This is a genomic window from Alcanivorax hongdengensis A-11-3, from assembly GCF_000300995.1.
In the GTDB taxonomy this organism is placed as follows: domain Bacteria; phylum Pseudomonadota; class Gammaproteobacteria; order Pseudomonadales; family Alcanivoracaceae; genus Alcanivorax; species Alcanivorax hongdengensis.
This window is the reverse complement of the sequence record NZ_AMRJ01000004.1, coordinates 147,178-171,153: the sequence shown is the minus strand read 5'-3', so window position 1 is coordinate 171,153 and position 23,976 is coordinate 147,178. Positions and strand designations below refer to the sequence as shown.

General features: G+C 61.0%; 21 protein-coding genes and 2 tRNA genes. 12 read left to right on the top strand and 11 right to left on the bottom strand.

Annotated elements, in window-relative coordinates:
* Nucleotides 1–38 precede the first annotated feature (38 nt).
* The gene (locus tag A11A3_RS05000; RefSeq protein WP_008928181.1) at nt 39–716 is read right to left on the bottom strand and encodes a hypothetical protein; all 678 of its coding nucleotides are present in this window, start codon (nt 714–716) and stop codon (nt 39–41) included.
* 141 nt (nt 717–857) lie between these two features.
* Here A11A3_RS05000 and A11A3_RS04995 point away from each other — a divergent pair, with 141 nt between their 5' ends.
* Nucleotides 858–3,410: a hybrid sensor histidine kinase/response regulator gene (locus A11A3_RS04995; protein WP_083851677.1), complete on the top strand. Its 2,553-nt coding sequence runs from the start codon at nt 858–860 to the stop codon at nt 3,408–3,410.
* Here the strand turns inward: A11A3_RS04995 and A11A3_RS04990 are convergent.
* Nucleotides 3,400–3,705, bottom strand: coding sequence for a hypothetical protein (locus tag A11A3_RS04990; RefSeq protein ID WP_008928179.1), 306 nt, complete (start codon nt 3,703–3,705; stop codon nt 3,400–3,402). The genes A11A3_RS04995 and A11A3_RS04990 overlap by 11 nt on opposite strands.
* A gap of 338 nt (nt 3,706–4,043) precedes the next feature.
* Here A11A3_RS04990 and A11A3_RS04985 point away from each other — a divergent pair, with 338 nt between their 5' ends.
* From A11A3_RS04985 to cmoB, 3 genes are all read left to right on the top strand, one after another.
* The gene (locus A11A3_RS04985; protein WP_008928178.1) at nt 4,044–4,493 is read left to right on the top strand and encodes a hypothetical protein; all 450 of its coding nucleotides are present in this window, start codon (nt 4,044–4,046) and stop codon (nt 4,491–4,493) included.
* A 116-nt stretch (nt 4,494–4,609) separates the two neighbouring features.
* A complete protein-coding gene (gene cmoA, locus A11A3_RS04980; RefSeq protein WP_008928177.1) occupies nt 4,610–5,341 on the top strand; it encodes a carboxy-S-adenosyl-L-methionine synthase CmoA in 732 nt (243 codons plus the stop codon).
* Nucleotides 5,338–6,309, top strand: coding sequence for a tRNA 5-methoxyuridine(34)/uridine 5-oxyacetic acid(34) synthase CmoB (cmoB, locus tag A11A3_RS04975; protein WP_008928176.1), 972 nt, complete (start codon nt 5,338–5,340; stop codon nt 6,307–6,309). The genes cmoA and cmoB overlap by 4 nt, the downstream gene beginning before the upstream one ends.
* On the opposite strand, the gene A11A3_RS04970 is transcribed toward cmoB, so the two are convergent.
* Nucleotides 6,289–6,990, bottom strand: coding sequence for a diguanylate cyclase domain-containing protein (locus tag A11A3_RS04970; RefSeq protein ID WP_040296721.1), 702 nt, complete (start codon nt 6,988–6,990; stop codon nt 6,289–6,291). The genes cmoB and A11A3_RS04970 overlap by 21 nt on opposite strands.
* A 216-nt stretch (nt 6,991–7,206) precedes the next feature.
* Here A11A3_RS04970 and A11A3_RS04965 point away from each other — a divergent pair, with 216 nt between their 5' ends.
* Nucleotides 7,207–7,527, top strand: coding sequence for a hypothetical protein (locus tag A11A3_RS04965; protein WP_008928174.1), 321 nt, complete (start codon nt 7,207–7,209; stop codon nt 7,525–7,527).
* Between the two features lie 16 nt (nt 7,528–7,543).
* Here the strand turns inward: A11A3_RS04965 and A11A3_RS04960 are convergent, their stop codons facing one another.
* Nucleotides 7,544–8,236 (bottom strand): SCP2 sterol-binding domain-containing protein, encoded by a 693-nt coding sequence (locus tag A11A3_RS04960; RefSeq protein ID WP_237738829.1) that lies wholly within the window; start codon nt 8,234–8,236, stop codon nt 7,544–7,546.
* Nucleotides 8,237–8,525: 289 nt separating this feature from the next.
* On the opposite strand from A11A3_RS04960, the gene A11A3_RS04955 reads away from it, so the two are divergent.
* The 3 genes from A11A3_RS04955 to A11A3_RS04945 all read left to right on the top strand — a co-directional run bounded on the left by A11A3_RS04955 (nt 8,526) and on the right by A11A3_RS04945 (nt 10,659).
* Complete coding sequence (locus A11A3_RS04955) at nt 8,526–9,746, top strand: DUF445 domain-containing protein (protein WP_040296720.1); 1,221 nt, start codon at nt 8,526–8,528, stop codon at nt 9,744–9,746.
* Nucleotides 9,743–10,051 (top strand): DUF2486 family protein, encoded by a 309-nt coding sequence (locus A11A3_RS04950; RefSeq protein WP_008928171.1) that lies wholly within the window; start codon nt 9,743–9,745, stop codon nt 10,049–10,051. Before A11A3_RS04955 ends, A11A3_RS04950 begins: the two co-directional genes overlap by 4 nt.
* A gap of 149 nt (nt 10,052–10,200) precedes the next feature.
* Entirely contained in the window at nt 10,201–10,659 is a 459-nt protein-coding gene (locus A11A3_RS04945) for a phasin family protein (protein ID WP_008928170.1), read from the top strand.
* 940 nt (nt 10,660–11,599) lie between these two features.
* Here the strand turns inward: A11A3_RS04945 and A11A3_RS04940 are convergent.
* The 7 genes from A11A3_RS04940 to A11A3_RS04910 all read right to left on the bottom strand — a co-directional run bounded on the left by A11A3_RS04940 (nt 11,600) and on the right by A11A3_RS04910 (nt 22,337).
* A complete protein-coding gene (locus A11A3_RS04940; RefSeq protein ID WP_008928169.1) occupies nt 11,600–13,429 on the bottom strand; it encodes a long-chain-acyl-CoA synthetase in 1,830 nt (609 codons plus the stop codon).
* Between the two features lie 300 nt (nt 13,430–13,729).
* Nucleotides 13,730–15,679 carry an acetyl/propionyl/methylcrotonyl-CoA carboxylase subunit alpha gene (locus A11A3_RS04935; RefSeq protein WP_008928168.1) on the bottom strand — a complete coding sequence of 650 codons (1,950 nt, stop codon included), beginning with the start codon at nt 15,677–15,679 and terminating at the stop codon, nt 13,730–13,732.
* A gap of 144 nt (nt 15,680–15,823) precedes the next feature.
* Complete coding sequence (locus A11A3_RS04930; protein WP_008928167.1) at nt 15,824–16,627, bottom strand: enoyl-CoA hydratase/isomerase family protein; 804 nt, start codon at nt 16,625–16,627, stop codon at nt 15,824–15,826.
* 104 nt (nt 16,628–16,731) lie between these two features.
* Entirely contained in the window at nt 16,732–17,889 is a 1,158-nt protein-coding gene (locus A11A3_RS04925) for an acyl-CoA dehydrogenase family protein (RefSeq protein ID WP_008928166.1), read from the bottom strand.
* A gap of 186 nt (nt 17,890–18,075) precedes the next feature.
* The gene (locus A11A3_RS04920) at nt 18,076–19,686 is read right to left on the bottom strand and encodes an acyl-CoA carboxylase subunit beta (protein ID WP_008928165.1); all 1,611 of its coding nucleotides are present in this window, start codon (nt 19,684–19,686) and stop codon (nt 18,076–18,078) included.
* On the bottom strand, nt 19,686–20,555 hold the full coding sequence (locus A11A3_RS04915) for an SDR family oxidoreductase (RefSeq protein WP_008928164.1): 870 nt from the start codon (nt 20,553–20,555) through the stop codon (nt 19,686–19,688). Before A11A3_RS04915 ends, A11A3_RS04920 begins: the two co-directional genes overlap by 1 nt.
* The gene (locus tag A11A3_RS04910; RefSeq protein ID WP_008928163.1) at nt 20,556–22,337 is read right to left on the bottom strand and encodes an acyclic terpene utilization AtuA family protein; all 1,782 of its coding nucleotides are present in this window, start codon (nt 22,335–22,337) and stop codon (nt 20,556–20,558) included.
* A gap of 166 nt (nt 22,338–22,503) precedes the next feature.
* On the opposite strand from A11A3_RS04910, the gene A11A3_RS04905 reads away from it, so the two are divergent.
* The 4 genes from A11A3_RS04905 (at nt 22,504) to A11A3_RS04890 (ending at nt 23,621) form a co-directional block, all read left to right on the top strand.
* Nucleotides 22,504–23,094, top strand: coding sequence for a TetR/AcrR family transcriptional regulator (locus A11A3_RS04905; protein ID WP_008928162.1), 591 nt, complete (start codon nt 22,504–22,506; stop codon nt 23,092–23,094).
* On the top strand, nt 23,091–23,282 hold the full coding sequence (locus A11A3_RS04900; RefSeq protein ID WP_008928161.1) for a hypothetical protein: 192 nt from the start codon (nt 23,091–23,093) through the stop codon (nt 23,280–23,282). Before A11A3_RS04905 ends, A11A3_RS04900 begins: the two co-directional genes overlap by 4 nt.
* Before the next feature lie 156 nt (nt 23,283–23,438).
* Nucleotides 23,439–23,514 (top strand) — tRNA-Val (locus A11A3_RS04895).
* Nucleotides 23,515–23,544: 30 nt separating this feature from the next.
* Nucleotides 23,545–23,621, top strand: a tRNA-Asp gene (locus tag A11A3_RS04890).
* The last annotated feature ends 355 nt before the right edge of the window (nt 23,622–23,976 follow it).

Genomic DNA, 23,976 nt, shown 5'->3' with positions numbered 1-23,976 from the left:
GGGGCGCACAGGGTATCACGCCCGCCGTGGCCCGTCGCTCAGTGCGCGGCGGGGCGGGTGTCATCGTTGTTGTTCTGCGCCGCCCGGAACTCGGCCAGGGCCCGCTTGGTCTGTTGCAGCAGCCAGCGGCTGTTCTGCTTGTAGCTGGCATTGGCCACCCGGATGTAGGTGCCATCGACCAGGGTCAGCAGCAGGGCGCGATTCTCGATCGGGCGACCGGCCTCCACCCAGCGCATTTCGGCCTGGGCGGTGGGGTGGCCTTCCAGGTCAATCAGCCGTTCGCTGACAATGGTCAGGGCATTGGCGCTGTTCTGCAGAGCCCGGTTGACCAGCCGCTGGCGCACTTCGCCGTAGTTGCCGGCCACCGCCCGTTGCGGGGTCATCAGTTGCCAGCCCGGGGGCAGGCCGTAAACCATCAGGTTGAGCTGCTCGGTGTTATCGTCGTTGTGATAGCGAAAAGTGCGCATGCTGTCAGAGCTGATTTCGCCATCATATTGCAACCCGGCCAGTTGCCGGGGCGCGGTAAAATGAGACAGCTCCACCGGGTTCTGACCGACCTCGGTGGGCAGATCGTCGCTTTTGGGGTCCAGCTTCTGGGCCTTGAACGTCTTGATCTTGACCGGCTCAAGGGCTTTTTGCGAGGCATCTGGCGGCGTGTTCTGGCACGCTACGAGAAGTAGCAGGGATACGAAAGTGACAAAAAGTTTTACAGTCATTGAAGGCGCCATGGTGCAGAGTGTACCCCATTTTTCCGGTGTTGCAGGGCAGGGACATGCCCCGGGTCGAACGGGTTGTTGTGTTTGTTTTTTATCCGCCGGATGGCAGACACTGAGCATACCCCGCCGAGGGAGTGGTCAATGAAAGGACCGTCACATAATGGCATAAGAAACGGCGCAACCGTAGGGTTGCTGCTGGCACTGGTGACGGTGCCCTTCGTGATCATACTGGTGCTGCTGATCCAGTACCGGCTGTCGGTGCTGGATGCCTACCGCAGCATGCAAAACGATGTGCGCCTGTTCGGTAAGGGGCTGGAGGTGCTGCCTCCCCTGGGGGACGTACGCGACCTGTCGCCGGCATTGATCCACATCGACAGCCAGGATATCCGTGAACAGTTCGATCTGCGCCGTTCCCAGGCGGACAGTCGCCTGCGACTCTTCATCGACGGTATCCGTGCCAGTGGCGAACCGGGGCTGGTGGACCAGGCCGCGGTGCTCGGCAATACCTGGCGGGATCTGACCGTCAAGACCGGCATTCCCATCGAGGATGTGGCCGGCCCCTTCCAGAATGTGGAGCGATTCACCTCGCGGTTCTACAACAGCATGTCCACGGTGCTGTATGTCTCGGATATCCCGGTCGGGCAGGCGCTGCCCAACGAGATCATGTCGCTGGCGGTGGGCTCTTTCCGCGAAGCCAGTGAGGATGTGGGGCTGATCCGGGCGGTGGCCATCTATATCAGCCAACGCGGCGGTTATGTCAGTGATACCGATGCCCGCCGGCTGGAGAATGCCTGGCAACGCCTGGATGCGGAGCTGCCCCTGATTGACAGCGAGATCAAGGCGCTGGTGCTGCGCACCGGGGCGATTCAGTTGCAGCAACAGTGGCGGCTGGTGCAGGGGGAGTTGCAGAGCTACCTGGACTGGACCCAGAACGAGCTGATCCTGGCGCCCCAGGTGGACATGCCCTGGCGCACCGCCTACCAGCGGGGCGGTCAGTCCCTGAAATCCCTGGAGGACCTGTCCCAGACCTTGGTGGACCTGGCGGACCGGGTGCTGGAGGCCGGTTACCAGCAGGCCCTGCGCACCAGTGTATTGATCGCGGTTGGCCTGTTACTGCTTTACATGGTGGTGCTGGGCCTGGCGCTAATGTTCTACCGCTCCAATTACCGCGTGATCACGGCCAAGGCAGAAAGTGATGCCAAGGGGCAGTTTCTGGCGCGCATGAGTCACGAGATTCGCACGCCGCTCAATGGGGTGATCGGCCTGGCCGAGCTGTTGCGCGAGACCGAGCCCACCCCGCGCCAACAGGAATATATCGGCCTGATTGAAAGTGCCGGGCGCACCCTGAGTGCGCTGATCAATGATGTGCTGGATTTCGCTAAGATTGAAGCGGGCAAGCTGCAGCTGGAGCAGGAAGAGTTTGATCTGGTGGCGCTGATGGTGGAGTGCGCGCACATGTTCAATCTGCCGGCCAGCGACAATGGCACCCTGATTCTGGTGAACGTGGACCCGGCCACGCCGGCCCGGGTGCGGGGGGATCCGATTCGCCTGCGCCAGATCCTGATCAACCTGATGGGCAACGCGGTGAAATTCACCCCCCATGGGCGGGTGGTACTCTCGCTCAGTTGTCGGCGCCACGCTGGCGAGGCGCCATTGCTGACCTTTGCCGTGACCGATACCGGTATCGGCCTGAGTGCCGAGGAAAAGAGCCGCCTGTTCGAGCAGTTCAGCCAGGCCTCACCGTCCACCGCCAAGCGCTTTGGTGGCACCGGGCTGGGACTGGCCATCAGCCGCGAGCTGGTCATGCTGATGGGCGGTGATATTCAGGTACGCAGCACCCTGGGACACGGCGCCCGTTTTTCCTTCAGTATCCAGCTACCGGTTTGCGAGGAAGCGGTGCCACTGATGGTCGAGCCTCCGCCGGATTCGCTGGTCTGGGATGTGCAGGGCACCCTGGGGGACTGGCTGGCGGATGACGAACGTTTCGAGAAAGCCCGGGTGGCACACCGTCTGCAGGAGGTGGCCGACGAGCTGGAGAAACAGGATTGCTCCGTGCTGCTGATCAATGGGCTGCCGGAGCCGGAATTCCTGCAGGAGGCCCTGTCGTTTTGCCGGGTTTTGCAACCGGACATGCCGATACTGATGCTGACGGGTATGCGCAGCGAACCGCCTGCCGGTCTTCCGGAGGGCATTCGCCTGATTCGTCGCTCGGTACTCACCGTCAGCGAGTTGCAACAGCTGCTGGGCAGTCAGCTGCCAGGTTCCATCCCGCTGGTCACCGACACGGTTTCCTCGGAGCGCTTGGATCAGCTACGGGTGCTGGTGGCCGAGGACAACCCGGTCAACCAGATGGTCACCCGTGGCTATCTGCAGCGGCTGGGCATCCGCAATGTGGATATTGCCGAGGACGGGCGCCCGGCGCTGGCCATGTATCGCGACAACAGCGACATTGGCCTGGTACTCATGGACCTGGACATGCCGGACATGGACGGCTTCACCTGTGCCCGCGAGATCCGTGCACTGGAGCGCACATCCGGGCGAGAGCCGGTGGTGATACTGGCGCTCAGTGCCCATGCCCTGCCGGAACACAGCAAAATGATCCGTGAGGCCGGCATGGATGGCCAGCTGATCAAGCCATTGACGCTGAGTGGCCTGCAGGCGGCCCTCAAGGAACACCTGAACCTCAGGGTTTGAGGTATTCCAGCGTGTCCTGAAGGCCCACGGGCAGCAGCGGCTGCGCCAGCATGATGGCTGCCATGACGGCCAGCAACAGGCTGTCGGCAAACGCCCCGGGGCGATAACGCAGCGCCCGCCAGGCAAAGCCCACTACCGTGGCCAGGGCGCCGGCAAAGAACGCCAGCATGCCCACCAGTTGCAGACGAATGTCCAGGGTCATCATGGTAATGCCCGCCAGCATGGCAACCAGTGCCCAGGCGGTACCGGTTTCGACCATGGGTCGGGTGGAACGAGGGCCGGATGTCTCGCGCATGTGTACTACACTCCCCACATTGACTGTCTTCAACCATTGCTGTGCCCGCGGCTTGCGCTCCCAGCCTGGGAGAGGCGGCAGCGGGCCCCGCGGTTCTCAGGCAAAGCCTTGAGCAATGCCTTAAGCAAAAAGCATTCCAGCCCCGGGGCCAGCTATGTTGGCAGGCTGCCAAGGGCATCCGGCAAGGGTGCGAGCGGTTGGTGACAGATTTATGACATTATTTTGGCATTATAATAATGACGCAGTAGTCACTTTTGTAGGGCAAAAGGATTATTTTTGTTCACTAAGTGGTCAAATCTTACCTATAATCTGGCCGTTCCGTGAATGGGGGATTTCCTATGCGTTATGTCATGTTTGCCGTGCTGGCCGCGATGGCCATGCCCCTTCAGGCCCAGCCCGTGGATCAGGGCCTGACCGATCAGTTGTGCCTTGCCGCTGGCCAGGACAGTGCACTGGGTGTGCTGGTTGACCAGTTGATCGAAGAAGGCCGGATGCCGCTCAAGTCCGGTGAAGAGCTGTTGTCGCTGCCCTGTGGCGGCAACCAGAGCCTGTTGAGCCGGGTAGTGGATCAGCACCAGGCGGAAAACCTGGAGTATGCGGTGATCGACATGGGCCTGAGCCTGAAGCGCTCCCATGTCCTGCTGCAGGGCCAGGACCTGCCGCTGGGCCAGGCCATGCAGCGTCTGGCCGAGCAGGGTGACGGGGAAACCCGGGCCTTTGTCAGTGATTACCTGGATTCGCTGGCCGATGAGGACTTCAATCCCAACCTGCGTTTGAGCCTCAAGTAAGTCGCCAGGCCGTGCCCCGTGCCCGGCCTTTGGTCCTGCTGCCCGGCTGGGTATAATCCGCCCTGTTCCGTGCGCCGCTGTCATACGGTGCCCCCCGACGTTGTTCCGGATTGCCTATGTCAGACCAGCAGGACCGTATCTATGCCACCGCCCATGATCAGGTGGCGCGCTTCTCCTTTGATGACACCGTGGTACGTGTCTTTCCGGACATGATTCGCCGCTCGGTGCCGGGCTATCCCACCATCATCGACATGATCGGGGTGCTGGCGGCCCGTTATGCCCAGCCAGATACCGTGCTTTACGATCTGGGCTGTTCATTGGGCGCGGCCACCACCGCCATGGCGGCACTGACCCGGGACCGGGCCTGTCCGCTGATTGCGGTGGACAATTCCGAGGCCATGATTCGCCAGGCCGGGACCTTGCTGGAAGAGGCGGGCCTGCGTGAGCGGGTCAGTCTGCAGCTTGGCGATGTATCGACCATGGCCTTTGAGCCCTGCTCCATGGCGGTGCTCAATTTCACCCTGCAGTTCATCGAGCCGGCCCGGCGCGATGCGTTGATTCGCCGTCTGGCCGAAGCCACCGTGCCGGGTGGGATTCTGGTGCTGTCGGAAAAAATCACCTTTGCCGATGCGGCGGAAAATCAGCTGCAGACCGACCTGCACCATGCCTTCAAGCGCAATAACGGCTACTCGGATCTGGAAATCAGCCAGAAACGCTCGGCACTGGAAAACGTGCTGATTGCGGAAACGCTGGACGTGCACCGCGAACGCTTGCTGAAGGCCGGTTACCGGCACATCCATGTCTGGTTCCGCTGTTTCAACTTCATGTCCCTGATGGCGGTGCGATGACCCTGAACGATTATCTGGCGGCCCTGGATCCGGCGCTGCGATCGCTGTTCACGGCGCAAGACCACGAGCAGGTGCTGTCCCTGACTCGCCACCGGCTTGTCGATCATCCCCATGGTGATTTGCCGCGCTGGCTGGCGGCGCTGGATTCCCTGCCCGCCGGCCCGGCACCCTGCCAGCTGGACCGGGACACACTGCAGCTGGGTGAGCCTGGCAGCGAAGATAGCGATGCGGTGCGCCAGTCACTGCAAGGGCTGATTCCCTGGCGCAAGGGGCCGTTCAACTTCTTCGGTGTAGCGGTGGATACCGAGTGGCGCTCGGACTGGAAATGGCAGCGGCTGGCGCCGCATCTGGCGCCTTTGGCCGGGCGGCGGGTGCTGGATGTGGGCTGCGGCAGCGGTTATCACTGCTGGCGAATGGCTGCCGCCGGGGCAGAAAGCGTACTGGGTATCGACCCGACCATCCTGTTTCTGGTGCAGTATCTGGCGGTAAAGCGCTATGCCGGCCAGGCGCCGGTGTGGTTTGCGCCTCTGCGCATGGAAGAATTGCCGACGCAGACCGATGCCTTTGATACGGTTTTTTCCATGGGCGTGCTCTATCACCGCCGCTCGCCGCTGGACCATATTCTGGAACTGAAGGGGGCGCTGGCACCCGGCGGTGAGCTGGTGCTGGAAACCCTGGTGGTAGAAGGTGACGGGCAAACCGTGCTGATGCCGGAAGACCGCTACGCCAGAATGCGCAATGTGTTTTTCCTGCCTTCGGTGGCCATGCTGACACTCTGGCTGCAACGCTGCGGCTTTACCGACGTGCGCTGCGTGGATGAAAGCCAGACCACGGTGCAGGAGCAGCGGGCTACGGACTGGATGCGCTTTCAGTCCTTGCCCGATTTCCTGGATCCGCAGGACCCCTCACGCACCTGTGAGGGGTACCCGGCGCCGCGACGGGCGGTGTTACTGGCTCGCAAGCCTTGAGTGGGCCAGCGACGCCTCCAGTAGCAGGTCTACCAGTTGCAGGCGCAGGCCTTCGTCCAGGCGCGACATGGCCGGCGTCAGTGTTTGCAGGATATCGTCACGGTTGTTCTGGCTGACCAGCTTCTCCAGTTGCAGAGCCAGCGAGGCTTCGCATTGCCGGGCGGCCTGGTCCTCCTCGGAACTGGCGCTCTCGGCACGGGCGGAGAGAATGACCGGCGCCTTGCTGGCATCGGTTTTCAGCACGCCCAGGGCGGTGGTCAACAGATCGCGCGGGGTGTCTTTGCTTTCCGGGTCGCGGCAGTGCACGACGATGCGCGGTTGCAGGCAGACGTGGTACTCATCCAGCGCAAACTCGTGCTTGCGCAGACTTTGCTGCAGGCGTTGGGCCGCCGCTGCCGCACCCCGGGCGCTGGTACCGGGCAGGGTCAGTATCAGGTAGCCTTGATGCCAGCTAACCGGCGCATCTTCAAGGCGTTTGTGTTTGCCGATAAAGCGGTTGATCAGCTGGCGAAGCTGCACCACGCGATCCATACCGATCTCGTCGGCCAGACCGAGTAGCTCGGAGAAGTGTACGGCCAGCACGGAGAGTGGCAGCTGATGGCGGCAACAGAAGGACAGTTGGCGGCTCAGTGTGGAAAGACTATGACTTTCGGCACTCTTTGGTGGCGTCACAGCAGTCATTGGCGTCCCCAGGGAAATAATTATTATTGCTCCTTCCCGTCTGAACTCGGGCGTCCTGCCCAGTGGAATGACTATAGCGGTTTGGCCGTTAAACGGGCGTGAGCTCTCACCATTGGTAACAACAATACCGGTTACTGTTACATCCGCATTATGGCTACGCCATGGCCGTGACTGTGGGACAATGGCAATAAATCAGGACCGGTTCTGGAGACAAACATGACATTATTCTGGGTACTGATGACCGCGGTACTGTGTGCCGTGATCACGCTGCTGGTGGTGGCGCTGTGGGCGCATTTCTATTTCCAGCCGCGTTTGCGCGGCAGCCTGCAAAAGGAACTGGATGCGCAGGTGGAGCAGGCCGCCACGGTGCTGGCCGAGCGGGTGGAGGAAGCGGTACGTCGGGGGCTGGTGGAAGGCGTTCGGGATCTGCCGTCCCGGGAGGTGCTGCAGGGCGCCAGCCGCAACCTGGCACGCACCAGCGCCGAGCTGGTGGGGGAACGGTTGGGCCAGATTTTCGGTCGCCGCGAACGGGATTGATCCCCGCGCTGGCAGGTCAGGAGCGCCGCGGCAGCAACCGGGCAACCAGACAGGCCAGCCCCAGGCTCAGCATGGCCAGCGACAGGGTGTCATGCTGCAGTGCCTGCCAGGTGCTCTGCCACTGGCCCATGGCCTTGAGTAGCGACAGCAGGATCAACAGGGTGCCCACCAGCATGAAGAACAGGTCGAGCTTGCGGGCACGCCGCATTTCTTCTCGCAGGCCGCGCACTTCGTCCAGAATGTCTTCCTGAAGCAGTTGCTGGCGGGCCATCTGTTCGGCCAGCTCGCCGACCTGGGAGGGCAGCGTGGCCAGTTTCTCCAACCAGACCGGGTCCTCCCGGCGCAGCACGGCCAGCAGTTCCTTGAGACGCACATGGTCGTCCAGCCAGTTGCGGATCAGCGGCCAGAGGCTGAAATGCTGTAGCAGCTGTGCCAACTGGGCCACACGAGCCTCATCGCCATTAACGCGAAGCGCCTCCTGATCTTCCAGATTGTCACTGCTGAATACCCAGCCAAGCATGGCACCCAGCGGCCCGCGCACCCGAATGTCCACACTGCCTTCGTATTCGGTGAGCAGCTCGATGCCATCTTCGTAGATCAGCACATAGAGCACCCAGCGAGGGCGCTCTGCACGGATGCGCACCACGGTGCCGTGCAATGCCGCCAGGCGTTCGCGGCCTGCCGCTGTCCCGGTGAGGGCCTGGTTCAAAATATTTTCCAGCCCCCCAAGGAGAATCAGCTGAGGGAAGTTCCCGGTCTGCGGCATGGTATTGACGACATTCCTGTTGGTATGTGAGTGCTTTTGTCCCCGGTGGGGCCGTTTAGTTGCCAAAAATTACGTTAGGTTGCTTATATTTAGCCCCCCCTCTACCTATACTATGCATTTTCATAATTGCACAACATTGGCTTTTTTGACTGGGGTGGTTGCTCTCGGGAGCTGTTCTGTTTTGCCCCGTGAGGCTAGAGTGCGTTTTCCCTTGGAGGGGAGTTGGTTGTAAATGCTTGATTCTCTGCTTTCGTATCCTGATGTCTGGAAGTACATCAGTATACCCTTTATTGCCGGTGCCGTTGGCTGGACTACCAACTGGATGGCCGTGCAAATGACGTTTTATCCTCTGGAATTTCTCGGTATTCGCCCTTTTTTCGGCTGGCAGGGCATTATCCCGTCCAAGGTGGAAAAAATGGCCGGCATCGTGGTGGACAAGGCCCTTTCCAAACTGGGTAGCCTGGATGAGTTCTTCCGCGAAATGGAGCCGGAAAAAATTGCCGCCCACCTTACCCGCACCATCCAGGCCCGCATCGAAGAATACACCGATGAAGTGATGACCGAACGCAACGCCGTGCTGTGGGAGAACCTGCCACTGGTGGTGCGCAAGCGCGTCTACAGCCGCGCCCGCCGTGCCATTCCGGCGGTGATGGACAATGTGGTGGATGATATCAGCCGCAATCTGGAAAGCCTCGTGGACATGAAGCACATGGTGGTTACCCAGATGAGTGAAGACAAGCAGTTGATGGTGCAGATGTTCCGGGAAGTTGGTGATCCGGAATTTCGCTTTGTCACCAATTCCGGCCTCTACTTCGGTTTTCTGTTTGGTCTGATTCAGGTGCCGGTGTTCATCTTCTTTCCGGAAAACTGGGTGCTGCCGCTGTTCGGTTTCATCGTCGGTATTGCCACCAACTGGCTGGCGCTGAACCTGATCTTCCGTCCCCTGCATCCGGTCAAGATTGGCCCGGTGAGAATCCAGGGGCTGTTTCTGAAACGCCAGAAGGATGTGGCGGAATCGTTTGCCCGCCTGTCCACCGAGCAGGTCATTACCCTGCGCAATATCATGTATCAGGTGGTTAATGGCCCCCGTGGTGACCGCACCAAGGCGTTGATCAAGCGCCACCTCAAGCCGTTGCTCAATGGCGGTGTGGTTCGCACCGCCGCCCAGCTGACGGTGGGCCCCGGCGGCTACGCCGACCTGAAGAAGGCGGTGGAAGAAAAGGCCGTGGACCTGGCCGTGGAGCCTTTCGAGGACCCGTCCTTCAACCGTGAGCGCGGCGCCATCGTCGAGCGTCTGATGAGCGAGCGCATGCAGGCGCTCAGCGTGGACGAGTTCCAGGACCTGCTGCGGCCGGCCTTCCAGGAAGACGAGTGGATCCTGATCGTGGTGGGGGGCTTCCTGGGCGCCATGGCGGGGCTGGGTCAGCTTGTCTTTATGTTTGGTGTGGCATGACCCTGACGGTGGATCTGCAGACGCTGGGCTGGCTGCTGTTCGCCGCCGCCGGTGCGTCGTCGTTGCTGACGCTGCTGATCCTGGCGCTGGTAGGGCGCTTTTATCTGGGCCCGCGGATCGAGAAGAAAATCGACCGGCGTCTGGAAGAGGGCGCCGACCAGCTGGAAGAACGCCTGCGCAAGCGCTTTGTGGACCTGCTCACCGGCCGCTCCCGGGAGGTCATTCGTGACCGTGCCCGGGATCTGGCCCGGGGTATGGGCCTGATTGGCGGCAATCGCCGCGACCGCGAGGACGATGAGCTGTAATTTTTTTGCTTATTGGCTTTTTGTTCGACAATGTGAACACGCTTTTCGCTTGCCCCCTCTATACTTTCCCTTATTGCGCTTTCTGTTGAGTTTTGTGTTGTTTTCCCGCTGCATTCGCTCGTGGAATTGCCTTCGGGAGTATTAGGACTATGTCCGATCAGGAACAGGAACATAAAGATGGACGCACCGGCGGCCCCATTCGGGCGCTGACAGGTGCTTCCCGCGACCTTCGCAAGTATACCCACCAGATCTGGTTAGCGGGTCTGGGCGCTTTCGCTCGCGCGGAAGAAGAGGGCAGCGGCTTTTTTGAAGCGCTGGTGGAAGCCGGTCGCGAAGTGGAGCGTCACACCAAGGACAAGACTGAGTCCCGGGTGGAGGAGCTCAAGGAACGGGTTCGCCATCATACCGGCGAAACCATGGAAAAGATGGAAAAGGCCTTTGACGATCGTCTCGGCAAGGCGCTTTCCCGTCTCGGAATTCCCAACAAGCGTGAGGTGGAGGCCCTGCAGCAACGTGTGCAGGAGTTAACCCAGGCGCTTGATAGCGTGGACGAAGAAGAAGCCCGGGAAGCGGAGAAAGCCGCCGCCCGTCGCTCACGCAAAAAGTAAGGGTCAGAGTGTTGTAGCGCACACCGCTAACCCCTTAGTGGTGTCTTTCGGCGGGTACCTCCCAGGTACCCGCTTTTTTTATGTCTGTCATTTTGCCGCCATGATCGCCGGGCGTAAACCGCGGGTACCGCTTGTCGGCGTGGCGGCGCATCGGCTTGCACCGTGTCAGCGCGTTTTATGGCGACGGTAACACCGGGCTGTCACCGCTGGTAACGCTTGAAACACGCCGGGAATTCTTTTTTTGTGCACAGGCGCCTGTCAATGGATTTTTTCACGGCGCGAGCATGACAAAAACGTTAAAAGTGCGGAAAAAATAACACAACTCATTGAAATAAAAGAAAAATATTATCAGGTTAAAAAATAGACAGTCAGTTGAGAGCGCCGTTTTTAGCAAGCTTATGGGGGGTTATCAGCATACTGTTCACAGCTTTATCCACAGAAGCTGTGGAAAACCCGGCACGACCGTTCTGCTGTAAATTTTTTTGAGGACTTTATTGACTCGGCGTCGATTTTTTTACACAGGCCGTGATTTCCTTGCCAGACGCTGGAGTTGGCGTGACTTCCTCACTCGCTTTGTCTGAAGTTGAATGTAACTAATTGAAAATAAATAAAAAAATAAAGAGGGTAAAAAATCACCAATGTGTGAAGGGTGGGGCTATCACTGGTCTTGCTCGGGTTTTCCTCAAACCATTCACAAACTTGTCCACAGATTCTGTGTATAACCTTCAGTGCCAAGCCATTCGTATTTTTCCTGGGGATAGTCTATTGGTGAAAAACTGCTCTTATCGACTAACTGATTGTTTTAAAAAGAATTAAAAGGTTTGTTAGAGGAGGGTTAACAGGGTTGTCCACAGTAATCGTGGATAAATGCTGTTGGGGATAAGCGAGTGAGGCGGGCGGTGGGGCCGCGGACTCGTCCCTGAGTCCGCGTTTTCGGGTATCAGAAGCGGTGTTCGCCGCTGTCGATACTCTTCTGGGTGGCTTCGTCCAGTTGCTGGTAGCAGCTTTCCTTGGGCAGCAGCACGTAAACCGCGTTGTCCTGCTGGCTGAGGTCGTATTTCTGCTCTTTCAGCTTGTTCTTCTGGTGCTTGAAGGTACCCGTGGTCTCCATGGCCTGCTCATTGATACGCAGGAATACCGGGATGGCATAGGGCGGCAGTTCGCGCTTGAGGTAGGCGCACAGCCCCTGGAAGTCGAACTCCTTGTGGTCCCGGTTCAGGCGAACCTGGGCCATGCCGGCACGGCCGTTGGTATTGGGGATCTCGACCCCGTAGACCACGGATTCCTGAATACCGTCGAAGCCGTCGAGAATCTGTTCCACCTCGGTGGTGGAAACGTTCTCGCCTTTCCAGCGGAAGGTGTCACCCAGGCGGTCCACGAACTGGGCATGGCGGAAGCCGATATCGCGCATCATGTCGCCGGTGTTGAACCAGGCATCGCCCTGTTTAAAGACATTGCGGAAGATGGATTTTTCCGTCTTTTCCGGGTCGGTGTAGCCGTCGAAGGGGGTTTTGTCGGTGATTTCCCCCAGCATCAGGCCGGATTCGCCCTTACCGACCTTGATCATGTGGCCCTTGCTGTCCCGGATCGGCTCGTCACGCTCCTTGTCGTATTTGACGATGGCGTAGCTCACCGGCGAGAAGCCCACGGTGTTATCGAAGTTGAACACGTTGGTGAAGGCCACGTTACCTTCCGAGGAGGCATACAGCTCGACCACCCGCTCAATGCCGAAGCGTTGCTTGAAGTCTTTCCAGATGCTCGGGCGCAGGCCGTTGCCGACGATGGTGTGGACCTTGTTGTCCTGATCGTTGGGCTTTTCCGGCTGTTCGTGCAGATAGCGGCACAGCTCGCCCACATAGCCAAAGGCGGTGCAGTTGTGGCGACGGATATCATCCCAGAAGCCGCTGGCAGAGAACTTGCGGGCAATCACCAGGCTGCCGGCGCTGGCGATCACCGAGGCCCAGCAAATCACCATGCCGGTGGCATGGTAGAACGGCAGGGTGGTGTAGAGACGATCATCCTTGCTCAGGCGTACCGCGGAGAAGCCGAAGCCGCCGAAGGCCTTTTCCCAGCGCCCGTGGTTGAAAACCACGGCTTTGGGCAGGCCGGTGGTGCCGGAGGTATAGATGTAGAACAGCGGATCACGCAGAAAGGTTTGCTTGCTGGAGGCCGGGTTCTCACTGGAGCAGTCACGGATTTCCGTGGCCAGGTTCTTGTAGCCCTGTGGCGCTTCGCCCGGGTTTTCCAGAGTGTCCTGGTCGGCGAAGAAGAAGAAATTGTCCTTCAGGTCCAGCTGGTCACGGATTTCTTCCACCGCGTCCACCAGCTCGGCGCCGATGATGGCCGCTCTGGGTTTCACCAGATTGAAGGAATGGATCAGTACCTTGCCACGCTGGGAGGTGTTGATCAGGGCCGCACAAACACCGATCTTGGCGCAGCCGACCACGGTGGCCAGCAGTTCCGGGCGGTTTTCGATATTGACCGCAACGGTGTCGCCTTTTTTCAGGCCGATGGACGCCAGGTAGTCGGCGATGCGGTTGGCCCAGGCATTGAACTGCTTGTAGGTCAGTTCGGTGTCCTGGTAGATCACGGCGGCGCCGTTGGGGTTCATGCTGGTGGCACGTTCGATGGCCACGCCCAGGCCCAGGGGTTTGTTGGCGTCGGTGATCTTGGCCATCCGCGAGCCCTTCACCAGGCCGGGAAGGTTGGTGATCAGCTCGGGAACCTTGGACAGAATCTTGGGCAACGTGATGATGTCGGCGTTGCTCATAGGATCTCCATTGTCTGTGTTCTTGGAAGGCCCGGGGATAGCAGTGTTTCGGCATAACCGGATACTCGCGTGTGCCCAACGGGCCGCAAACGGTATCGAATTAACCGGAAACCCCTCGCCGGGAACCCAGTGTTGGCAAGCGGGCGCTTACCTTAACCGCAGCACCAGGGCAGGGCAAGCGCCGTGCCCCCGGGCGGTGTGCCGGGCGGGCCGGCGCATCCATGATTGGCCCGATATGCCCGGCATATTGCATCACAGCGGAGTGTCCCTCTCCGTTCAGAAATTGTCACTGACCCCGGATTACGCCTCGTCTGGACTCAGGGTGACCAGCACCTGCTGGCGTTTCACCTGATCGCCAACGGCCAGTTCAAGGCTTTCCACCTGCCCGTCACAGTCGGCCTTGAGGCTGTGCTCCATTTTCATGGCTTCCATAATGACCAGCACCTGGCCCCGTTTGACCGATTCGCCGGCACGGGCGCAGACCTCAATCACCGCGCCATCCATGGGCGCCCGAATCTGGCCGGAACCGGCCTGGTCGCTGGCGCCGGCGGCCAGGTGAGTGATGTCTTCAAAGCAGGCGGTCTGCCCGCGGCATTGCAGCCAGTAACCGTTACCGTCTTGCACCAGGTTATAGGACAGTCGCACGCCATCGACGATGGCCTGTCCGTCCCCGTCCAGGGCGACCTGAATGTGCTGGTCAGCCATGCTGATGCGGGCTTCATGGCCCTGGAAGGTGAGGTAGAGGGTGTGGCTGTGTTCGCCGCTGCGCAGTGTCACCGGCTGGGCACCGACGCTGCTGGAATGCCAGCCGCGCAGGTTGTCGGCGGGCGTCTGGCTGCGCGAATGCAGCATGGCCGCCAGGGCCCAAAGAGCGGGTGCCGGGCCGTGCCCCTGCAGGCTGGCGTCATCGGCAAAATCACTGCCGATGAACGCGGTGGTGGCCTGTCCGGCCGCGAAGACCGGGTGGCGCAGGATGGCAGCCAGAAAGGCCCGGTTGTCGTTGACACCCATCAGCACGGTGTCCTCCACCGCGCGAATCAGCCGCCGGCGGGCATCCTCGCGGCTGTCGCCGAAGGCGATGATCTTGGCCAGCATGGGGTCGTAATGGCTACCCACCGGGTAACCCTGTGCCAGGCCATGATCAACGCGCACGCCGTCGCCTTCGGCGGGTTGCCATTTCAGCACCGGCCCGGTTTGCGGCATGTAGTTCTGGGCCGGATCTTCCGCATAGAGGCGCACCTCCATGGCGTGCCCGCGCAGTTGCACCTGTTCCTGGCTCAGCGGCAGGGTTTCGCCTCGTGCCACCTTGATTTGCCAGGCGACCAGATCCTGGCCGGTGACCAGCTCGGTGACCGGGTGCTCCACCTGCAGGCGGGTGTTCATTTCCAGAAAGAAGAAGTCGCCCTCGGGCGCGAGCAGAAACTCCACTGTGCCGGCGCCCACATAATGGCAGGCTTTGGCCGCATTGACGGCGGCTTCGCCCATGCGCGCGCGCAGGGCGTCGTCCACCGCCGGCGACGGGGCCTCTTCCACCACCTTCTGGTGACGGCGCTGCACCGAGCAATCCCGCTCACCCAGGTGGATCACATTGCCGTGGCGGTCGCCGAATACCTGGATCTCCACATGTCGTGGCTGCATCACGGCGCGTTCCAGAATCAGCTCGTCACTGCCGAAGGCGCTTTTCGCCTCCTGACGGGCACTTTTCAGTTGGGCCGGTATTTCGCTGGCATCGGTGACGACGCGCATGCCACGGCCGCCGCCGCCGGCGCTGGCCTTGATCATCAGGGGCAGGCCGATGCGCTCGGCTTCCTTGAGCAGGGTGTCATCGCTCTGATCTTCGCCTTCATAGCCGGGAATGCAGGGCACGCCGGCCTCGATCATGGCGATCTTGGACAACCGTTTGGAGCCCATCAGGTGGATGGCTTCTTCGTCCGGGCCGATAAAGGTGATGCCGGCATCCTTGCAGGCGCGGGCAAAGCCGGCATTCTCCGACAGAAAGCCGTAGCCGGGATGCACCGCATCAGCACCGGTCTGCCGGCAGGCATTGAGCAGTACCTCTACATTCAGATAGGAGGCACTGGCCAGTGCCGGGCCAATACACACGGCCTCGTCGGCCAGCTGGGCATGGCGGGCCCCGGCGTCGGCTTCGGAATAGACCGCCACGGTCCGGTAGCCCAGGGACCTGGCGGTGGCGATCACCCGGCAGGCAATTTCCCCACGGTTGGCAATCAGGATTTTTTCAAAGCTCATAATGTTCCCTTACCGGCAACCGGTATGTCTTTAGCCGCGCAGCTCGGAAATGCCAGTAGGGCATCTCCGACATGGCCTTGCAGGATGGCACGGCTCGCTTTCAGTCATGGCGGAGAGGGGCTGGTGCCCATTGCCGCCCTACGGTTATTGATTCCAGGACGCCGGTCGTTTCTGCACGAACGCCATGGTGCCTTCCTGACCCTCTTCGCCGTTGACGGCGTCGGCAAAATCCCGCGCCGCCTGGTCGAGAAGGCTGTCCATGGGTTCATGGCCGACCTTCAGCACCAGCTGTTTGGTCACCCGGTTGGCGTTGGGCGCGCAGCGGCGCACTGTGGCCAGCGTCTGCGCCAGGGCGTTGTCCAGTTCGCTGCTGTCGACCACCTCGTGCACGATGCCAAGGCGCTGTGCCTCCTCGCCCTTGAAACGCAGGCCGGTGAGTGCCAGACGGCGGGCCTGGGTGAGGCCGATGCGTTGAACCACAAAGGGGGCGATCTGGGCGGGAATGACGCCCAGGCCGGTTTCCGGCAGCCCGAAGGTGGCATCGCGGCTGGCAATGGCCACGTCGGAAATACAGGCCAGGCCGAAGCCGCCGCCCAGCACCGCCCCTTCCAGCACGGTGATAACCACCTGTGGCTGCTGATTGGCGGCTGTGATCATTTCCCCGAATCGGCGGTTGAGTGCCACGTAGGCGTCACTGTCACCGGCGGCGGCCTGCTGGCGGGCGCCGGCCATATCCTTGATATCGCCGCCGGCACAGAAGTGGCCGCCGGCCCCGCGCAGCACAATGGCGCGTATATCGCGGTTGTCCTTTACCGCCTCGAACAGGGCCATCAGTTCATTGACCATGGCCAGGCTCATGGCGTTACGGCTGTCCGGCCGGTTCAGGGTGATGTGCAGAACCGGACCGTCCTGGTTCACCAGCAAGGTGTCGGTGTTGGGTAAGCGCATGCTTCACCTCGTTGTTTTCTTCTGTAGGAGCGACACTCGAGTCGCGAACAGGGTTGCAAGCCATCGCGACTCGAGCGTCGCTCCTACGGATGAAGGGCCTGACGTTATTTTTTCTTGCCCGGAAGGATATCCATGGTCTTGCAGATGATGCCCAGCATGACCTCGTCGGCACCGCCGCCGATGGAGCCCAGGCGACCATCCCGGTAGAGCTGGCCGGCCGGGTTGTCCCACATGAAGCCATTGCCACCCCAGTACTGCAGGCAGCTGTCGGCCACTTCCCGGCTCAGACGGCCCACTTTCAGTTTCGCCATGGAGGCCAGCTGCAGCACATCCTTGCCGTTGATGTACATTTCGCAGGCCCGGTAGGTGAGGGCACGCAGGGCTTCCAGATCGGTCTGCAGCTCGGCCAGGCGGAAATGCACGCTCTGGTTATCGATCAGCGGCATGCCGAATACCTGGCGGTCCTTGGCATAGGCAATGGTTTCGTCGATCACGTGCTGCATGCCCATCAGGCTGTTGGCGGCGGCGAACAGGCGCTCTTCCTGGAACTGCATCATCTGCATCATGAAGCCCATGCCCTCCTGGCCGATCAGGTTGCGCTGGGGGACACGGACATTGTCGAAGAACACCTGGGCGGTTTCCGAGGAGCGCATGCCCAGCTTGTTGAGCGGCTTGTCCACGGTGATGCCGGAGGCATCACGGGGCACCACGATCAGGGACTTGTTGACATGGGGCTTGTCGTCGGAGGTACAGGCCAGCAGGCAGAAGAAGTCGGCACTGGGGGAGTTGGTGATCCACATCTTGGTGCCGTTGATGACGTAGTCATCGCCATCTTTTTTGGCGGTGGTTTTGGTGTTGGCCACATCGGAGCCGGCATGGGGCTCGGACACGGCAATGGAGGCCACCATGTCACCGGCGATGGCCGGCGCCAGGAATTCCTGGCGCAGGGCATCGCTGCCGAAACGGGCCAGGGCCGGCGTCGCCATGTCGGTCTGCACGCCCACCGCCAGCGGCACGCCGCCGCAGTGCACGCGACCCATTTCCTCACTCATGACCAGGCCATAGGAGTAATCCAGCCCCATGCCACCAAACTCGGCGGGCTTGGTCACGCCCAGCAGGCCCAGGTCCCCCATTTTCTTGAACACCTCATGGATCGGAAAACGGCCGGCGTCTTCCCATTCCTTCACATGGGGGTTGAGTTCCTTTTCCACAAAATTGCGGACCGTACGGCGCAGTTCTTCATGTTCTTGAGTGAAAAGCATGAGTGACTCCTGTTGTGTTCGTCATGTTCTGTTGTGTTCAGCGCTTGCCGGAAAGGCCGGGGGCAAATTGATAATTGAGAATGGATAATTGATAACGAAAACCCAAAAGCGCGGGCTCAGGAGTGGAAGATCGGCAGAGCCGTACTCGCGTCGTTATCCATTGTCAATTCTCCATTATTCATTGCTTTATAGCCTTGCCACCCCGAACGCATTCGGGTGCAGTTGTCGTTGTTCCGCGTCTTCGCAGATGTCCAGGGCATAGGCCACCACACGGCGTGTGTCGCGGGGGTCAATGATGCCGTCATCCCACAAACGGGCGGTGCCGTAGAGGGCCGTGGATTGGCTGTCGAGTTTCTGTGCGGTGCTCTGCTGCAGCATGTCCAGCACCTTTTCATCCGGCTCGATGCCGTTGGCGCGCTGTTTGGCTTCGGCGACGATGCGCAACACCATGCCGGCCTGCTGGCCGCCCATCACGGCTACCCGGGAATTGGGCCAGGCAAAGATGAAACGCGGGTCCAGGCCACGGCCGCACATGGCGTAGTTGCCGGCGCCGTAGGAGCCGCCGATGACCACGGAAATTTTCGGCACGCGGGCATTGGCTACTGCCTGCAGCATTTTGGAACCGTGCTTGATGACACCGTTCTGTTCCGCATCGGTGCCCACCATGAAACCGGTGGTGTTGTGCAGAAACAGCAGGGGACGGCGGGTCTGGTCGCACAGCTGGATGAACTGGGCGGCCTTGGCGGCGCCACGGGGTGTGATCGGGCCATTGTTGCCGATGATGCCCACCGGCTTGCCTTCAAGGGTGCTCCAGCCACAGACGGTGGCGCTGTCCCAGTCATTCTTGAAATCCAGGAAATCGGAGCCATCGACGATGCGGGCAATCACCTCGCGCACGTCATAGGGTTTTTTGGCGTCCGCCGGTATCACGCCCAGCAGCTCCTGCGGGTCGTAGCGCGGCGGTTCGTGGGCAGGGGCCTCGGCGGCGGCCCGGCGCCAGCCCAGCAGCTTTACCAGCTCGCGGGCCTGGCGGATGCCGTCGCCGTCGTTTTCGGCCAGGTATTCAGCAGTGCCAGCGGTGCCGCTGTGCATTTCGGCGCCGCCCAGTTCCTCGTCGGTGGCGATTTCACCGGTGGCGGCTTTCAGCAGGGGCGGGCCAGCCAGAAACATCTTGGCCCGCTCGCGCACGACTACCACATAGTCGGACAGGCCCGGTTGATAGGCACCACCGGCGGTGGCATTGCCGTGTACCACAGTGATCTGCGGAATGCCGGCGGCGGACAGGCGTGCCTGGTTGGCAAAGGTGCGCGCACCATCGACAAACACTTCCGCAGCGTAATTCAGGTTGGCACCGCCGGATTCCACCAGGCTCACCACCGGCAGCTTGTTTTCCAGGGCGATGCGCTGCAGGCGCAGGGTCTTGTGCAGGCCGGAGGGCGAAATGGTGCCGCCCTTGATGGCCGAGTTGGAGGCGGTCACCAGGCAGCGTACGCCGGACACATAACCAATGCCGGCAATGGTGCTGCCGCCGGCTTCGGTACCGTCCTTGTCATCGTGCATCTTGTAGCCGGCCAGGTTCATCAGGCTGAGGAACGGTGAGCCGGCATCCAGCAGGCGGGAGATCCGTTCGTGGGGCAGCAGCTGGCCGCGTTTCTCGAATTTGGCGCGCTTGCCTTCGGCGGTATCCACCACCTGTTGTTCGATGGCGCGGAATTCCTCCACCGCGGCCAGCAGGGCCTCGCGGTTCTGGCGGTATTCCTCGCCGTGGGTATCCAGTGCGGATTCGATCACAGACATTAGAGATCCTTGAAGACGTCCGGGGTGGAGGCTCGGTGAAAGCCGTCAAAGGGCTGGCTCTTGTCATGGTCGGGCAGCGGGAAGATGGCCACGTTGCCCTGGCTGGCGGCACCGTCGATGCGCAGGGTGTCGCCACTGATAAAGGCGGCGGCATCACTGAGCAAAAAGCAGATGGCGCCGGACACTTCGGACTCGTTGCCCATGCGCTTGAGGGGCACCGCCGCTTTCAGGGTTTTCAGGGTTTGCTTGAAACCTTCCGGGTAGGTATCCATGCCGCTGGACATGATCCAGCCCGGCGCCACCGCATTGACGCGTACCCCGCAGCTGCCCCATTCGTAGGCGGCGGTCTGGGTGAAGTTGACCATTCCGGCCCGGGCAGCGCCGGAGTGGCCCATGCCGGGCATGCCGCCCCACATGTCGGCGACGATGTTGACGATGGCGCCGCCATGGCGATTCATGCCCTGGGTGAACACCTCGCGGGCCATCAGGAACCCGCCGGTCAGGTTGGTGCGCACCACGGTTTCCCAGCCTTTCTGGCTGATCAGGGCCAATGGTGAAGGGAACTGACCGCCAGCGTTGTTGACCAGTCCATGGACCCGCTCCACGGCCTGATAGACCTGGGCCACGGTCTCTTTCACCGCCTCCTCGTCACGGATATCACAGGTAAAGCCCAGGGCCTGGCCGCCATCTTCCTCGATCTCCGCCATGACGCTATCGAGCTTTTCCTGCTTGCGACCGATCAGTACCACCCGGGCGCCCAGCGAGGCCAGTTCATGGGCGGTGCAACGGCCGATGCCGGAGCCGCCACCGGTGACGATGATGTTCTGGCCGCTAAACAGCCCTTCGCGGAAAACACTGCGGTAACCCATTTAATTCAACTCCTCGGCGAGTGCCCGGGGGACGGGCACGGGATAATCCAGTAACTGCTGGGCAAAGGCTTTGCCCTGGGGGTCGATGCGCAGCGATGCGATACCGCCGCCCCCGAGAGCATTTTTCAGCAGGAAATTAAAGGCATGCATGCCCGGCATGGACCAGCGACTGACGCTGCCGGTGTCCGGATCGAGCACATGCCGCATGTAATCGGCTACGCTCTCGGCGGTGAGCGCGGCATTGATGTAGGGAAGATAGTCCGCCCGGCGGGCGATCACGCCGATGTTGGCATGGTTGCCCTTGTCGCCGCTGCGTGCCCAGGCCAGTTTCACCAGTGGCACGCAAACCTCTCCGCTGGCGCTGTCGCCGGTCGGGTCTGTGGGCAGGGCGCCGGCATCGAAGGGCTCGCCGGCGGGAATGGCCACCGTCAGCGTCTGGTTATTGATGTCCACGGTGACCGGCACCTGCTCTTTGCGCACCAGGGTGGAGAACAGACGGATGCGGGGGATCGGTTTGGGGCGACCGCCGACCAGGCCGGACAGGCCCGGTGCCATGCCGGTGGCGGCCTGGGCGATTTCCCGGGCAAACAGGCCCAGCGCCTTCTTGTCGTCGTGCAGGGCGGCAATCTTGACTACCACTTCGCGGGTGTCCCGGCGGCGGGCGTGTTCGCCATAGGTGCTTTCGCTGCCGAGAATTTCCACGCTGGTATCGCGGAAGGGTGCCATGCCGACCTGCTGGAACAGGCCGGCCACCTTTTTGAGAATGGCGTCGGCCACCACCTGGCCTTTTTCCGGGGCATCGAGGCCGCCCATCAGGAAAGAGGCGGTAATGCGATTGCCGTCCGGGTAGGTGGCGGAGACCTTGTAGCTGTCGGTGGGCGCGCGTCCCCGGGCGCCGGTGACCTTGACCCGGTTGTCGCCATCCTGGGTCAGCTCGATGCCGGTAAAGTCGCAGACCACATCCGGCAGTATGTAGGCACGCGGATCACCGATTTCATAAACGATCTGTTCGCCCACGGTGGCCGGCGTCACCAGACCGCCAGTGTTGTCCGGTTTGCTGATGATAAAGTGGCCGTCGGCATGGCACTCGGCGATGGGAAAGCCCATGTTGTGAAAGTCGGGCACGTCACGCCAGTCGGTGAAGTTGCCGCCGGTGCACTGGGCACCGCATTCAATCACATGGCCGGCCAGGGAACCCTGGGCGAGCTTGTCGTAATCGTCATTGGCCCAGTGGAATTCGTGCATCAGTGGCCCCAGTGCCAGCGCCGAGTCAGCGATGCGGCCGGTGAGTACGATGTCGGCGCCGGCATCCAGCGCGGCCTTGATGGGCAGGGCGCCCAGGTAGGCGTTCATGGTGACGGTAAACGGTGGCAGTGGTGCGCCACTGTCCATCTCGGTGGCGTGGGCAAAGTCGGCCCGTCGCGGGTTCAGATCGTCGCCTTCCACCAGGGCAATCTTCATTGTCACGCCGGCGGCCTCAAAGGCCTTTTCCAGTGCCTCGCGGCAGGCGCGAGGATTGACGCCCCCGGCATTGCTGATCACCTTGATGCCCTTGTCCTTGATGTCCCGGGCCAGCGGCGCCATGACGTTGTTGACGAAGTCATGGGCATAGCCGGCGGACGGGTCTTTCATGCGGGCTCCGGCCATGATCGACAGGGTCACCTCGGCCAGGTAATCAAACACCAGGTAATCGATCTCGGCCTGCTTGACCAGCTGAAAGGCGGCACTGTTGGTGTCGCCCCAGAATCCGGCGGCACAGCCGATGCGCACGGGGTGGGTCATGGTGGCTCCATTTGCGTGTTAAAGCGTGGTCTCGTAAGCTACCAAGCAAGCGCTTGGTTTGTAAAGGTCCGGGGCGGCCTGCGTGGATTTATTGCCTGTCCCGGGCAAGCCTTGCGGCTACGGCGATGGAACCGGGATAATGCCGCGTCACAGAATGAGGGTAGCAATGGTTGAGTCACTGGCGATTAATGGAATTGATGATTCTCCCCGCGGGCGCTTGTTGAGTGCAGCGGCTCACCTGTTCCGTGACAAGGGGTTTGACCGTACCACGGTGCGGGACATCGCGGCAGCGGTGGGCATTCAAAGCGGCTCCATCTTTCATCACTTCAAGAGCAAGGAGGATATCCTCTACGCGGTGATGGAGGAGGTGATCCACTTCAATACCGAGCGACTGCGTCAGGCTATTGCCTCGCAGGACTCGGCCCGTGACAAGTTGCGGGCCCTGCTGCGTGCGGAATTGCAGTCCATCGTCGGTGATACCGCCGAGGCCATGGCAGTGCTGGTGACCGAATGGCGCTGTCTGAGTGATGACAAGCAGCGCAAGGCGCTGGCCCTGCGCGGCATTTACGAGCAGCTCTGGCTGCAGGTGCTGGAAAGCCTGCATCGTGAGGGAGCTTTCCGGGCCGACCCTTTCATTATTCGTCGCCTGCTCACCGGCATGACCGGCTGGGTGCCCAACTGGTTTGACCGTGATGGCTCACTGAGCCTGGATGATCTGGCTGACATCATGGTCGAGAGAGTGGTGGGCGAATCATGATCGGCAGCGCTCTGGCCTGGGGCAAGACCGGCTATACCATCATCGAGGAAGGGGAGCTGAACCGGCAGACCTGGGCCCTGGATGTGCACCATTACCTGATAGCCCGGCCCAACGGCCAGCCGGTAGCGGGCACCTACACCCTGGAGGAGGCCAAGGCGCGAATCGAGGCGCTGGAGGCCGGCGAATAGCGGCTCGTTGCCGGTATTTCCGCCGTTTTTGTGAGCATTCCGGCCAACTTTTCGGCGTTTCGCCCATTTTCTAGGCAAACGAACCTCTTTCTGAAAAAAAGCCGTTGACACCCGGGGCCCAATCCCTAAAATGGCGCCCACTTCGCAACGCGATGCGGGTGGTTAGCTCAGCTGGGAGAGCATCTGCCTTACAAGCAGAGGGTCGGCGGTTCGATCCCGTCACCACCCACCAAATTTTGAAAAGAGTTCCGTAAGGAATAGTGGAGCGGTAGTTCAGTTGGTTAGAATACCGGCCTGTCACGCCGGGGGTCGCGGGTTCGAGTCCCGTCCGCTCCGCCATCTATTCGCAAGACGCCCTCAGTATTGAGGGCGTTTTTGTTTGTGCTTGTCCCGTCTGTCTGCGCCGCCCGGCAGGAACTTTCCGATTCACTGTATTGTCATTTCTTCAGGTTCCAATAGAGGGCCGAATCCAACAAAAAGAGGACAATACCATGGAAGAATATCTCGAAGATCGTCTGGAAGAGCAGTTGATGATGCAAAGCCTGGAAGAGTGGTACGAGGGCGATGACGCCTGGGGAGATGACGGCGAAGAGCTGTAATCTCTCCTTCCCGGCCTGGCCGGCTTCCTTTCCTGCTTACCTCCCTCACCGCATTACCACTATCCACCTGAAACCCCACATATTTTGTTACCGGT